This is a genomic window from Helicobacter sp. MIT 03-1616, assembly GCF_000765685.2.
Lineage (GTDB): Bacteria > Campylobacterota > Campylobacteria > Campylobacterales > Helicobacteraceae > Helicobacter_C > Helicobacter_C typhlonius.
In genome coordinates this window covers 41,823-54,561 of record NZ_JROY02000005.1, presented here as the reverse complement: position 1 = coordinate 54,561, position 12,739 = coordinate 41,823, and the positions used below count along the sequence as shown (strand labels likewise).

Below are 12,739 nucleotides of genomic sequence, written 5' to 3'. Positions count from 1 at the left end.
CGCCTCACTTGCTTACATCAATGTAAATGGTGGTTTTATAAGTTTTATCAAGATACTCTACAAACGAATCCAAAATTGCCTGAAGTTTCGCACCCTTTGCAAGTATTTCGGTATCGTTTTCATACTCTTGCCCTCCAGATTTAGCTAAAGATTGCTCAAGCACACGATAGAGCACCACCTTATCATCAAAAAGCACATATCCTTCACTCTCCTGCGAGCCAAAGACTTGTGAGAGAAAATGCGCCTGTTGAGTGTCCTGCAATGTAGGTATAGGTTGCACGAATCCATTATCAAAGGAGACAAAGCCAATATCTGTGCCCTTAAAATCCTTGAGGCTTTCTTTAGCGAGCTTTACGAGTGCTTCTCTTGCTTTTTGGTGTTTATACATTTGTGTAACTTCCGCCTTAGCCTCTTCAAAGCTTTGATTCACACTCTCTTTTTTACTCAAAAGTTTAAGCGTTACAAATCCATCATCAGCTTGTATAGGCTGCAACACTTGCCCAACTTGCGCTAATTTCATATCCGCTACAACCAAATCCACCCCATTTTGTATAAAAAAATGCTCATTTTCTTTTATATGGCGCACGATGCCACTCTTGCTACCATTTTTTAAATCCCTATACGCCCTCTTTGCCACCCGCTCTGCCTCGACTACCTGCACATCTTGCATAAGCTTATCCATACTTTGCTCTAGGGTCAATAAATGTCCATTTTCGTCTAAATAATCGCTCTTAAAGTTTTCATAATGCTCCTGTAATGCCTCTTGCTCTGGCTTTTGCTCACTAAATGGAATTAGGATATATTCTATTTCAAACTCCATTGGCGTTTTCCAATTATCCGCATTCATCTCCCAAAATGTCCTCAATTCCTCATCATCAAAACTTACTTGCATTTGTGAGAGTGGAATAGTCTTTATCATTAGTCTATCACTCACATTGTGCGCCATTTCTAGAGCATTTCTCTCAAGTAATGTAGCCTTTAACAAAGGAATAGACTGCGCACCGCCCGCATTCATAAGATTCAAAACCTTGCGCAAAATGAGTATGTTTCGCACATCTTCTTCAAATTCAGCTTTGTTTAGTTGCATATCTCTCAAAGCTGCTTCATACACATCTCGGCTAAACTGCCCATTTTCATCAACATAAATTTTCTCATCAATGATAGCCTGTCCTACTTCACTATCACTCACAACCAAGCCCAAATCCCGCGCAAAGTTGCGAATCTGTGCTTGCTGTATAAGCGACTGCAAGGCTTGTTGAGGCAGCCCAAGCTGCTTTGCCTGTGCCTCATCAAGCGAGAGACCAAATCTTTCGTTCATTATCTCTGCATTTTCCCTAAATATTTTGCTATATGTCCTTTGAAACTCGGGCAAACGAATATCAATCTCCCCTACTCGTGCGACTTTATCATTACTCGAGCCAAATCCATAAGAGCCCCAGCTCACCCCACCAGCACCAATAAATGCAATAGCACTCACCCAAATGGTGATGATAAGCCATTTTTTATGTTTTTGCATCCAAGTAATCATTTGATGTATAACCTCTTAATTGTGTTTTGTATAGTTTTAAGTTTGCGATTGTATCATAAATAAATGCACCAAAGGGCGCAAATATTGAATTTACTATGCAAAATTATGCCTTTTTGTCGATTTCTTACCTCATTTCGCATTTTTAATTGTAAATATTTTTAGAATCTGCAACAACTACCTACCCAATGTCTATTATTAAGATTTACTAAGCAGTAAAAAACTAAGGATTGTATCAAAGTGGTGGACCTTGCAGGATTCGAACCTGCGACCAATCGGTTATGAGCCGAGTGCTCTGACCAGCTGAGCTAAAGGTCCGGGCTTGGAGTTGGCATTATACTCAAAAACAAATCTAAAGGCAAGGACGCTTTCAAGGATTGTAAAAAGTGTCATAAATGTTACAAAGCTCGTCCCACCATAACTCATTAACGGCAGAGGGATTCCCACCACAGGGGCTAAACCTATAACCATACAGACATTAATCCCCACATACAAAAAGAGCAAAATAGCAATATATCCTGCCAATACACGCAAAAAATAATCCTGTGCATACGCGAATCCTAAACTTAAAATATGCACAATCAGCGCAAAAAATAATGCCAATAGCCCAAATGCGCCAAACAAACCAAATCGCTCGACAAAATACGCAAAAATAAAGTCTGTATTCGCATAAGGCAGAAATTTGAGTTGCGATTGCGTTGCTTCCTCTTTTGATTTGCCAAAAAAACCACTCGCACCAATGGCAATAAGAGATTGATTTACTTGATATGGGGATTTATCGGATATAAAATCCATAATGCGCCTTTTTTGATAGTCTTTGAGCGGATCGACTACATAAGCCACAGGTGCTAAAAATGCCACAACCAGCCCTAAAGTAATCCAAATTCTCCTATTTACACCAATTAAAAATAAGGTGCCAAATCCGGTGAGTAAAATCACCATAGCTGTGCCTAAATCAGGCTCTTTGAGAATAATAAAAAATGGCACAAGGATAAAAAAACTAATAGTGAGAAATTCCTTTACGCCATAACCACCCTGTGGTGGTGGATTTGTCGTAATATATGAAGCTAGGAGCAGCATAAGGGCAATTTTCATCACCTCGCTGGGCTGGATAGAAAAGCTTGTGAAAGGGATATCTACCCATCTCTGCGCCCCAAGTTTTTGTGTGCCAATGTAATGCACGAGGATAAGGAGCACTACGCACACGCCATAAATTACCATAATAATGCCATTAAGTTGTCTGTAAGGCACAATAAACAAAAGTGTCATAAGACCGCAGCACACAGCAATATACTTTACTTGTTTCGCAAATAACACACTATCAAGCTCACTCATCAAAAAAAGTGAAATCCCAATAAGTGGCAATATCAGCAATAATAAAATATAATCAAAATGTGCTAGAATCCGTCTATCAATCACAATTTTTCCTCTACAAAATTTATATAAACGTATTGAGTTCTAAGGCAGAAAAGATAATGAAAGAATTAATTGTATCAAATATTGACTTAAACAACAAAGATATGAATGGTAAATTGCGGCTAGATTCGCTTCTAAGCGCATATCTCAAAAGCAGCAAAAACCAAATCCACCACCTCATCAAAAGCAAAAAAGTCTATCTTAATGGCACACTTTGCACAAAAAATGGCATATTTCTTAAAGAAAATGACCACATAAGGCTAGATATTATTACAGAATCTAATCTTGAGGGTTCTAATCCTACGCACCCCACAGATTCAGATTCTATAAATCCCATCCCCACTCCACTTCCTCTTGATATGCAGGATAAAAAATTTAATATTGAGATTCTCTATCAAGATAGCGATATTTTAATTATCAATAAACCGCCTCATCTTGTCGTGCATCAAGCCCCAAGCCTTAAAGAACCAACCCTCACTGATTGGCTTAGGGCACATTCGCATATCCTGCATACATTAAGTGGCGAGGAGCGATATGGCATTATTCATCGCCTCGATAGACAAACAAGCGGGGCTTTAGCCATTGCAAAATCCCACCTTGCATATCAAATCCTCCCCCAAGAGCTAAAAGAGCGGCAAATGGGACGCTATTACCTCGCACTTATTGATAAGCCCTTAAAATCTCATCAGCAAATAGAATGCTTTATGGGGCGCAATCCCCACAATCGCCTCAAAATGAGCAAGATTTATATTCGCCCAAATGCGCCTATTCCTAAGGGTGTGCGGGATTCCAAAAGCTCCTTTATCAAACTCGCCACTGCGGATAATGGTAAATGTGAGTTAGTAGCAGTGAAGCTCCACACAGGCAGGACGCACCAAATCCGCACACACCTTGAAAGCCTCTCTCGCCATATCCTCGGCGATACACTCTATGGATACAAAAAGGGTACGGAGAGCTACCATTACGATAATAGAATTTTGCTCCACGCCTATATACTTTATCTCAACCACCCGCGCAACAAAGAAAATTATATCTTTAAAGCCCCCATTTTGACAGATATGCTAGAATTTCTCCAAAATCATTTTACAAAGGATTTGCCCGATGACTGCCAAAACATTATGGACTTGCTCGAAGTTGATAGGATTATTGACGCCTTTCATATTTTTCCTTAACTCGTGTAGCACCCTCAATCCCATGTTGCAAGAGGATAGCTCCCTGCCAAAGTTAGATTCTGTAAAAGCACTTGCTGATGTCTCGTCCGTGGGCTTTGAATGGAAACTTATGCAAGATGAAAATGTAAAAGGCTTTGTGATTTATCGCTCTAAGCCAAATGAGAAAGAGTTGCAAGAGATTGAGAGGATTAAAAACGCCTCTGCAACGCATTTCTATGATGATAATCTCAAACCCCAATCAACTTATATCTATGGTTTTAAGATTCTAGGCGAAAACGATACAATCTCGCAAACAATGCAAACGCTCGAAGTCAAAACTTCATTTATCGATGCGGTGGAGAGCGTTTTCGCTATAAATAACAAACCTAGAACGATTAAAATCATCTATTCACCCCACCCCAATCCCAGCGTAGATTCTTATCTTATCCAACGTCTTGATAAAGCCGGAGAATTTAAGACCATAGCGACTATCCCACACCGCTTAGGTGTGGAGTATTTCGATGAGGATTTGCAGGACGGGCAAACCTACACCTATCGCGTTATTGCAAAAAACTTTGAGGGCATAAAGAGCAAAGCTTCTGCGAGTGTGAGCGCGACTACTATCCCTCAACCCGCACCCATTGAAAACATACAGGCAAGCAATGACTTGCCACGCGCTATTATAATCACTTGGAATGAAGCACCAGATTCACAAGGGGTAAGCAAAAAAAGATATAGAATCTCCTACTCCGCTAATGGCAAAACTTATAAGAATCTCGCCACCACAAACCAAACACAATATACGCACAAGCTTAAAGACAAGGAAAATGGCGTAAGCTACACCTATCAAGTCGTGCTTTTAGGTGATAATGGACTGCAAGGACGCCTAAGTAGCTATCCAGCCAAGGGTTCTAGTCTCCCTCCACCCAGCGCACCTACGCAATTTGAAGGTACAATGCTCAATAATAGAGCCACTCTCTCGTGGCAAACGCCAAGTGATGACCGCATTGTGAGCTATGTCGTCTATCGCAAGGAAAAAAGCTTATGGAATCAAAGTATGAGGTTCATTGATATACACGATACGCGCTTCATAGATAAAGAAATGCAAGAAGGCAAAGCATATGTTTATAGTGTTGTAAGCGTGGATATAAATGGCATAGAATCTACTCCCAGCAAAGAAATCACGCTCCAAAAAGCAAAGCCATAATGCCGCATTTTCTTGCTTCAAATATTTCTCTGCCATCGCTGCCTTATATGCAGGAGGATTTTACCTTTGTCTATGAGGCTATAAAGTGCAATGACGCCAACCAATCGCTTATTCTTGTAGAATATAAACAAAACGCATTTTTCCTACGCAAACAAAAAAGAGCGACAAAAAACAATAGTATTCTTAAATGTGAAAAAAGCAGCGCAAAAGTGCATACGGGCGTGATTAAAAATGCCCTAAAGATTCTAAGCAAACACCAAGATTCACTCATTAGCCATAATCTCAACAATAATTCACCTCGACAAAATCTGCAATCGCCCTACTTTAAGCCCATAGAGTTTTTTTTGGATTTTAGAGATAGATTCATTATGGAGATAGGCTTTGGCTCGGGGCGACATCTCTTACATTTAGCGCAGAATAATCCGCATAGAATCTGCATTGGCGTGGAGATTCACACGCCTTCTATCGAGCAGATTCTAAGACAAATAGAGCTTTTGGGATTAGAAAATCTTTTCATTATCAATGCTGACGCGCGGGTTTTGCTTGAAATCTTGCCAGATTCTAAAGCAGACAGAATCTACCTTCACTTCCCTGTCCCGTGGAATAAAAAGCCCCATAGACGCGTATTTTCGGCTCGATTCTTACAAGAAGTTTTACGCGTATTAGATGAAAACGCGTTTTTGCACTTGCGTAGCGATGATGAAATCTATTTTAAAGACACGCTCAATCTTGCGCTGAATGAGCCACTTTTACACCTTGAAGTGTATAAAAATACAAAGCTTGATATTACGAGCAAATATGAAGCGCGTTGGGAAAGGCAACAAAAAGACATCTATGATATGAAAATTTTTAAGCAAAATGGCGAGAAAAATACAAAAAATGTGCAAAATAATCAAAATAGATTCAGTTTTGATAAGATTCTAAGAAAAAATGTGGATAATTACACAGATTTTTCGTATAAGAAAATTGCAAAAGATTGGTTTTTGCACATTGATGGTTTGTATTGTGCGGGAGATGTGTATGTGATGACATTGTGTTTTGGAGATTTTTTTCAACCTCAAAATGCGTTTTTACAAATTGCGTTTTACCCCACTCTATCCGCGCATTACATAGGTGGCGACCCTATCCCTACACAGGCGGCTATAAAGGCACATACGCATTTGATGCAGATATTAACACAGGAGTGAGAATTGAGTGCAATTATCGAGGCAAAAAATTTGAATCTTGGCTATAACGATGAGCTTGTGATTAAAGATGCTACTTTTAATATCAACGCCAAAGAGTTTGTGTTTATCACAGGGGCTTCGGGTAGTGGAAAAAGCACTATTTTAAGCTCATTTTTCGGGCATTTAGGTGTGAAAAGCGGACATCTTAATGTCTTTGGCGTGAGTATGCAAAAGGCTTCAAAAAACCGCGTTAATCAGCTCCGCCGCAACATTGGCATTGTGTTTCAAGACTACAAGCTTATCAAGGAATGGAATATCGAGCGCAATGTAATGCTTCCTATGGTAATTAATGGCTATAAAAAGGAAGTGTGTAAAGCACAAGTAGAGAAGCTTCTCGTGCATATTAAGCTTTCACATAAGTCAAATAAATTCCCACTAGAGTTAAGTGGTGGTGAGCAACAACGCGTGGCAATGGCACGCGCACTCGCACATAACCCGACAATCATCTTTGCCGATGAGCCAACAGGCAACCTTGATGATTATTCGAGTGAGTTGATTTGGAATCTACTCAAAGGTGTGAATGAACAGCTCGGCATAACCGTGGTTGTTGTAACACACAGAATGCCCGATAGACTCAATATCCCATACAGACGATTACATATCGAGGAAGGAGTGGTCTATGAGTTTGCTTAGGAGACATTTGGCACTAATTATCCCGCTCCTCGCTCTTCTATTTAGCTTTGAAAGCATTATGCTTGTCAATCGTGCGGTAAGTAAGCACGAAAATAAGCTCTCGGACAATTACTCAATTGTTATCGCCTCACAAAATGCACTCACACTTGATAAGATTCAGAGCTTTATTCGTGAAGCAAAGGAGCTCAAAGCCGTTACGCCAGATTATATGATGAATGAATTGCGCAAAGACTTAAGCCGCGAGAGCATTGAAACTTTGCAAAGAGAGTTACCTTTTTTTTACTCACTCAAACTCTCTACATTCCCTGATGAAGAGCGTCTGCAAAAGATTAATGCCACGCTTAAAAAGCTCAATGGTGTAACAAAAGTAGAATCTTTCAGCAAAAGCCACTCGCAGGTGTATAAGCTCCTACTTATTATCAAAAGTTCAATTGTCGTATTTGCCTCGTTGATTGCGATTCTAAGCTATATTTTGATGATAAAGCAAATTGAGATTTGGAAATTCGAGCATAGTGACAGAATGGAGATTATGGCATTTTTGGGTGCTCCCGCGTGGATGAGAAATGGCATTTTATTCCGCCTTGCGTTTATAGATTCTATTATCTCTACAATAGCGATTATCACGGGTATGACATATATCATTCATCACAACAAAATGCAAGAAATAATGCAAACGCTTGAAGTTACAAGCGATATTTTCCGCATAGGAAGCGATTTCATCATTTTGCTTTTTACATCAGTCCTTGTATCTATTGTGTCGGTGGTTTTTGTCATCATTAAACAAAAAGACCTGTAATGAGGGCTTTTGGCTATTTTGCAATATGCGCTATTGCAAGTATGTGCTTGGCGAATATTGACCAAAATACCGCAAAGGATAAACTCAAAGACGCGAAGTCCAAAGAGGCGGCTATTAGCAAAAAGCTTGATAATTTAGGCAGGGCGATAAATACTAAAAATCGTGAGCTAACCCAGCTTGGTATGCAAATTGATATATTACAAAAAGATATTTTGCAAAATCAAGGCAAATCCCAAAGTCAAGAAAAGACACTCAAAGATTTTCAAAGAAAGCAAAGAATACTCATAGAGCAAAAGCAAAAAAGCGAAGAACAGCTCGTGAAACTATTCGCGCAAAATATTGCCTTTTCTATGATTATCAATCGCACTGCTGATGCGGATTCAGTAGATGAAGTCATAGAATCTTATATCTACAACATCTTACAAAATAACACAAAAAACAATATTAAGACGCTTAACGCCAAACAAAATATCCTCAATAACGAGATAAAAAAGCTTACCAATACAATTTCGCAAATTCAAACTTCTATAAAAACTCAAACTGACAGAAAGGAGCATTTAGAGCGTGCAAAGGAACAGCAGAAGCAAACCTTGGCAAAGATGCAAACTGACTTAAAGATTTATGACAAACAACTTAAAGATATTGTCAAAGAGCGCGAGAATCTCGATAATATTCTTTCTAATCTCAACATTGTAAAAGAGCAAAAACGCTCAGACTCTAAACAGCAGGTATTTATTGATAATCAAAAGAATCCCGATAGCATCAAAGCCCCAAAGCAGTTTGGTACCTCATACCGAGATGTGCCTACTATCCCATATAAGGGTGCAAAAACTTTCCCACCGCTTGATAATTATGTAATTGAAAGAAGATTTGGACCATATTTTGACCCTGTGTATAAGTTTAAGATTTTCAATGCTGCAATTATTTTCAATCCAAAATCAAGCAATGCAAATGTAAAAAATGTGCTTGATGGCAAGATTGTGTATGCAAAAGATGCACCCGGACTTAAAAAAGTGGTAATTATTGAGCATCAAAATGCCCTACATACAATCTATGCGTATATGGATAAAATAGAATCTTCTATCAAAACGGGGCTATCCGTCAAAAAAGGCACAATCATTGGCAAGGTTAATGATAGACTAAGCTTTGAAATCACACAAAAAGATAAACATATCAACCCTGCCGAATTTATCAAATTAAATTAAAAAAAAATACCTAAAAGTCGATACTGCCTTACTTCAATTCTAAATCTTCACAAGGAGGACATTATGATTGATACTAATCATATCAGTAAGATTGACAATACAGAATCCATAAGGACACGACTTGTCGATATGGTAAATTCTAGTGGCAATGCAGTTGCGGAGGACACACGCCCTTTGGAAGTGCGAAGACGGGAAGAAACCGCGCAGCATCAAGATAAGGAAAACAAAAAACAGCTTGAAAATGAGTTGCGTGAATTAAGCAAAAAGCTCAATGATGAGATGAAACGTGTAGGCACGGATTTAAATTTTTCATATAATGAAAATATCCCCGGTCTTAAAGTAACCGTAAAAGAGAGCAATAGCGATAAGGTGATACGCGAGATTCCATCTAAAGAGGCTATTGAGCTTATGAAAAGAATGCGCGAAGTGATTGGTGTGATTTTTGACAAACAGGGATAGCTTTTTACTTTATGGTTTAAAATAATATCTACTTTAGAAGGGAGGAGGAATAATGGCACTTGGCACATTGAGTTCGCTAGGACTTGGAAGCAAGGTTTTAAATCACGAAGTGATTGATAAACTTAGAGAGGCAGACGAAGCCTCTCACATCAAGCCTATTGACAAAAAAATCGAGCAAAATGTGGAGAAGCAAACCGAGCTTGTAGCCATTACCTCTTCTTTACGTGGGTTGAAATCTAGCACGAGCAAACTTGCTGATTACTCTACTTACTTAGGACGCTCTAGTAATGTCATAGGAGATGCACTAAAGGCTACTATCTCCACAGGTGTGCCTACACAGGATATAAAAATCGATGTAGATTCTGTGGCAAGCTCTGATATTAACGAAATAGGCTCGAAGTATGAGAGTAGAGAATCTGTCTTTAGCCAAAAGGATTCTGTGCTAAAGTTCAACCATAAGGGGCAAGATTATAGAATCGAAATTAAAGCGGGTATGGAGCTAGGTGACGTGGCACAACTCATTACTGATACGACAAAGGGCGAGGTAATGGGGATTGTAATGAAAACAGGCGGTTCAAATCCCTACCAGCTAATGATTAATTCAAAAGATACAGGCGAGGCTTCGCGCATATATTTTGGCTCGACTGCCGTAGGCTCTGCCGTGCCTAGTGGGTCTTTTGAACTTAACGATGGGGATTTTTCTATCACTCTTAAAGACAAGAAAGGCATTGATAAGACCTTATCCATAAGATTGCCAAAAACAACTGCAAGTTCTAAGTCGCAAGATAATGCACAAGCACTCAAAGAGGCGATTATTGAAGCAATTAAAAATGATTCTGACTTTGAAGGTATGCTTGGCAATGACTTGAATATCGGCGTAGGCGGTGCAAATAGCGATATGCTCACAATCAATGATAGACGTGGGCATAGCATTAATCTCGAGGGTAGCAAGTCGCAAACTCTAGGTTTTGGTGAGGACAATAAATCAACTCAACAAGATGATTTAATAGTAGCAACCAAAAGCGTGGGTGCAGGACAACTCAAAGGCACTATTAATATAGGTAGTATTCCACTTGACCTTGCTACACTTACCAAAAAGAAAAATACAGCCGAACAAAATGCGAAGAGTATCGCAGAGGCGATTAACAATATTGCAGGTATTTATGCTTCTGTGAATAATGAAGGCAAGCTTGTCATCAATTCCGACACAGGCGAAGTGAGTATTTTTGCGGACAATGACCCTGATAGTAAAAAGGCATTGGAAGATTTAGGATTGAAAAGCGGCACGACTATGGATTATGCCAAAACACAAGAGGATTTATTTAAAATACGCAAGGTGCAAACAGCTGAAGATGCGGTGTTTTCATATAATGGAATCTCGATGAGACGCCCTACAAATACAATAGATGATGTGGTGAGTGGGGTAAATATCGAGCTTCTCACAACCACAGAGCCGGGCAAACCCGCAGTGATTAACATCACGCGCAATGATGAGGATATTATCGAGAATGTAAAGCAATTTGTGGAAACTTACAATGAGCTTGGGCTAAAGCTTGATGAAGTTACGCGCTTTGATGAAGATTCCAAAATAGCGGGTATCTTTAATGGCGATAGTGATATTCGTATGATACGCCCTACACTCAATCGCATTTTTTCTACGACTATTTCAACAGAAAGCGAGATTAAGGGACTTGCAAAATATGGCTTATCCCTTGACGAAAAGGGCAAAATGAGTCTTGATATGAATAAGCTCAAAATGGAGTTAAGCTCCGACCCAGAGGGCACACAGGAGTTTTTCTATGGGAGTTTAAAGACTTTAGAATTTAGGGAGGTGAAAACCGATGGTGTGTTTAAAAAATTTGACCAAGAATTAGATAGGCTACTCAATGGTGGTAATGCGCGGCTTAAGTTGCTTGAAGAAAGCCTTACTCGAGATGACAAAAAGTTACGCGAGGACCGCAAAAAAGCAGTAGAGCAGCTTAATATGCGCTATGATATTATGGCACAAAGATTTGCAGCCTATGATTCACAAATTTCTAAAACAAACAATGCTTTCAGCAGCGTTCAGCTGATGATTGACCAATCTGTAGCTAAAAAATAAGGAGTAACCAATGTATGGCAATAACGCTTATAGCCTCTATCAACAAAATTCAGTCTCTGTAGAATCTCCTGTTAAACTTGTAGAAATGCTCTATGAGGGAATCTTGCGATTTTGCGCCCAAGCGAAGCGACATATGGAAGCAGAGGATATTGAGAAAAAAATCTACTATATCAATCGCACGACAGATATATTTACAGAGCTTTTGAATACGCTTGATTACGATAAAGGCGGCGAAGTAGCAGTATATCTCACAGGGCTTTACACACACCAAATAAAGCTCCTTACACAGGCAAATGTGGCAAATGACCCAGCCAAAATTGATGTTGTCATAAATGTTGCTAAAGGGTTACTTGAGGCGTGGAGAGAGATTAACCAAGATGAATTGGTTCGATAAACTTAAAGTCGCCTTGCTCAAAGAAGACGACCAAGGCGCGTTCGTGCTTATAAGCAATCTCCCACAAGATTTAGAATCTGCATCTCTTGAAGATAAGCTCCAAGCCTTAGAACTTATCGATCAAACAAGACTACTTCTACAATCCAAGCAACTCCAAACTAAAATCCATATGGAACAGATTAAAGCCGCTAAAAAATTCCTCGAAAATTCTCTCTAGCATAGATTTTTGATAGAAAATCTGCTCAAAATACGCATACATCTTATATAAACCTTGACTCAAGCCTTAATTTCTTGTAGAATGGGCGCGTTCAAAATCTAAAGTAAGGAGTTTGCTATGAACAAGGCAGAATTCGTGGAATTGGTTAAAAAAGTTGGCAATTACAGCACAAAAAAAGATGCTGAACAAGCAGTAAGCGCTTTTACAGAAGCTATTTCTAAGGCTCTTTCTAAAAAACAAAGCGTTGAACTTGTTGGTTTTGGTAAATTTGAAACAGCAATTCAAAAAGCTAAAACAGGCAAAGTTCCCGGCACATCAAAAACATACAAAACAGCAGAAAAAGCTGTTCCTAAATTTAGACCCGGAAAAGGCTTGAAAGACCTCGTAGCAAAGGCTAAAAAATAAGCCA

General features: G+C 39.2%; 13 protein-coding genes and 1 tRNA gene. 11 read left to right on the top strand and 3 right to left on the bottom strand.

What is annotated here, in order from left to right:
* Window positions 1–4: 4 nt before the first annotated feature.
* The 3 genes from LS67_RS04820 to LS67_RS04810 all read right to left on the bottom strand — a co-directional run bounded on the left by LS67_RS04820 (window position 5) and on the right by LS67_RS04810 (window position 2,944).
* A complete protein-coding gene (locus LS67_RS04820; RefSeq protein ID WP_034326765.1) occupies window positions 5–1,528 on the bottom strand; it encodes a peptidylprolyl isomerase in 1,524 nt (507 codons plus the stop codon).
* Window positions 1,529–1,766: 238 nt separating this feature from the next.
* Window positions 1,767–1,843 (bottom strand) — tRNA-Ile (locus LS67_RS04815).
* The gene (locus LS67_RS04810; RefSeq protein ID WP_081951489.1) at window positions 1,805–2,944 is read right to left on the bottom strand and encodes an FtsW/RodA/SpoVE family cell cycle protein; all 1,140 of its coding nucleotides are present in this window, start codon (window positions 2,942–2,944) and stop codon (window positions 1,805–1,807) included. Before LS67_RS04810 ends, LS67_RS04815 begins: the two co-directional genes overlap by 39 nt.
* A 56-nt stretch (window positions 2,945–3,000) precedes the next feature.
* On the opposite strand from LS67_RS04810, the gene LS67_RS04805 reads away from it, so the two are divergent.
* From LS67_RS04805 to LS67_RS04755, 11 genes are all read left to right on the top strand, one after another.
* Window positions 3,001–4,113, top strand: a complete 1,113-nt coding sequence (locus LS67_RS04805; protein ID WP_034326762.1) for an RluA family pseudouridine synthase — start codon at window positions 3,001–3,003, stop codon at window positions 4,111–4,113.
* Window positions 4,043–5,299, top strand: coding sequence for a fibronectin type III domain-containing protein (locus tag LS67_RS04800; protein WP_034326761.1), 1,257 nt, complete (start codon window positions 4,043–4,045; stop codon window positions 5,297–5,299). The genes LS67_RS04805 and LS67_RS04800 overlap by 71 nt, the downstream gene beginning before the upstream one ends.
* Complete coding sequence (trmB, locus tag LS67_RS04795) at window positions 5,299–6,486, top strand: tRNA (guanosine(46)-N7)-methyltransferase TrmB (protein ID WP_034326758.1); 1,188 nt, start codon at window positions 5,299–5,301, stop codon at window positions 6,484–6,486. The genes LS67_RS04800 and trmB overlap by 1 nt, the downstream gene beginning before the upstream one ends.
* Before the next feature lie 3 nt (window positions 6,487–6,489).
* The gene (locus LS67_RS04790) at window positions 6,490–7,158 is read left to right on the top strand and encodes a cell division ATP-binding protein FtsE (protein WP_034326756.1); all 669 of its coding nucleotides are present in this window, start codon (window positions 6,490–6,492) and stop codon (window positions 7,156–7,158) included.
* Entirely contained in the window at window positions 7,145–7,954 is an 810-nt protein-coding gene (locus LS67_RS04785) for a hypothetical protein (protein WP_034326754.1), read from the top strand. Before LS67_RS04790 ends, LS67_RS04785 begins: the two co-directional genes overlap by 14 nt.
* Window positions 7,954–9,159: a murein hydrolase activator EnvC family protein gene (locus tag LS67_RS04780; protein ID WP_034326752.1), complete on the top strand. Its 1,206-nt coding sequence runs from the start codon at window positions 7,954–7,956 to the stop codon at window positions 9,157–9,159. Before LS67_RS04785 ends, LS67_RS04780 begins: the two co-directional genes overlap by 1 nt.
* Before the next feature lie 63 nt (window positions 9,160–9,222).
* Window positions 9,223–9,618: a FlaG family protein gene (locus LS67_RS04775; protein ID WP_034326750.1), complete on the top strand. Its 396-nt coding sequence runs from the start codon at window positions 9,223–9,225 to the stop codon at window positions 9,616–9,618.
* A 52-nt stretch (window positions 9,619–9,670) separates the two neighbouring features.
* Complete coding sequence (gene fliD / locus LS67_RS04770) at window positions 9,671–11,719, top strand: flagellar filament capping protein FliD (RefSeq protein WP_034326748.1); 2,049 nt, start codon at window positions 9,671–9,673, stop codon at window positions 11,717–11,719.
* 10 nt (window positions 11,720–11,729) lie between these two features.
* Entirely contained in the window at window positions 11,730–12,113 is a 384-nt protein-coding gene (fliS, locus tag LS67_RS04765; RefSeq protein WP_034326745.1) for a flagellar export chaperone FliS, read from the top strand.
* Entirely contained in the window at window positions 12,097–12,330 is a 234-nt protein-coding gene (locus LS67_RS04760; RefSeq protein WP_034326743.1) for a hypothetical protein, read from the top strand. The genes fliS and LS67_RS04760 overlap by 17 nt, the downstream gene beginning before the upstream one ends.
* Window positions 12,331–12,447: 117 nt before the next feature.
* Complete coding sequence (locus LS67_RS04755) at window positions 12,448–12,735, top strand: HU family DNA-binding protein (RefSeq protein ID WP_034326740.1); 288 nt, start codon at window positions 12,448–12,450, stop codon at window positions 12,733–12,735.
* Window positions 12,736–12,739: the final 4 nt, after the last annotated feature.

Excerpts from the sequence above, each read along its gene's own strand:
- LS67_RS04820 (WP_034326765.1), bottom strand. The coding sequence starts at position 1,528 with ATGATTACTTGGATGCAAAAACATAAAAAATGGCTTATCATCACCATT.
- LS67_RS04805 (WP_034326762.1), top strand. The coding sequence starts at position 3,001 with ATGAAAGAATTAATTGTATCAAATATTGACTTAAACAACAAAGATATG.
- LS67_RS04800 (WP_034326761.1), top strand. The coding sequence starts at position 4,043 with ATGACTGCCAAAACATTATGGACTTGCTCGAAGTTGATAGGATTATTG.
- trmB (WP_034326758.1), top strand. The coding sequence starts at position 5,299 with ATGCCGCATTTTCTTGCTTCAAATATTTCTCTGCCATCGCTGCCTTAT.
- LS67_RS04785 (WP_034326754.1), top strand. The coding sequence starts at position 7,145 with ATGAGTTTGCTTAGGAGACATTTGGCACTAATTATCCCGCTCCTCGCT.
- LS67_RS04780 (WP_034326752.1), top strand. The coding sequence starts at position 7,954 with ATGAGGGCTTTTGGCTATTTTGCAATATGCGCTATTGCAAGTATGTGC.
- LS67_RS04775 (WP_034326750.1), top strand. The coding sequence starts at position 9,223 with ATGATTGATACTAATCATATCAGTAAGATTGACAATACAGAATCCATA.
- fliD (WP_034326748.1), top strand. The coding sequence starts at position 9,671 with ATGGCACTTGGCACATTGAGTTCGCTAGGACTTGGAAGCAAGGTTTTA.
- fliS (WP_034326745.1), top strand. The coding sequence starts at position 11,730 with ATGTATGGCAATAACGCTTATAGCCTCTATCAACAAAATTCAGTCTCT.
- LS67_RS04760 (WP_034326743.1), top strand. The coding sequence starts at position 12,097 with ATGAATTGGTTCGATAAACTTAAAGTCGCCTTGCTCAAAGAAGACGAC.
- LS67_RS04755 (WP_034326740.1), top strand. The coding sequence starts at position 12,448 with ATGAACAAGGCAGAATTCGTGGAATTGGTTAAAAAAGTTGGCAATTAC.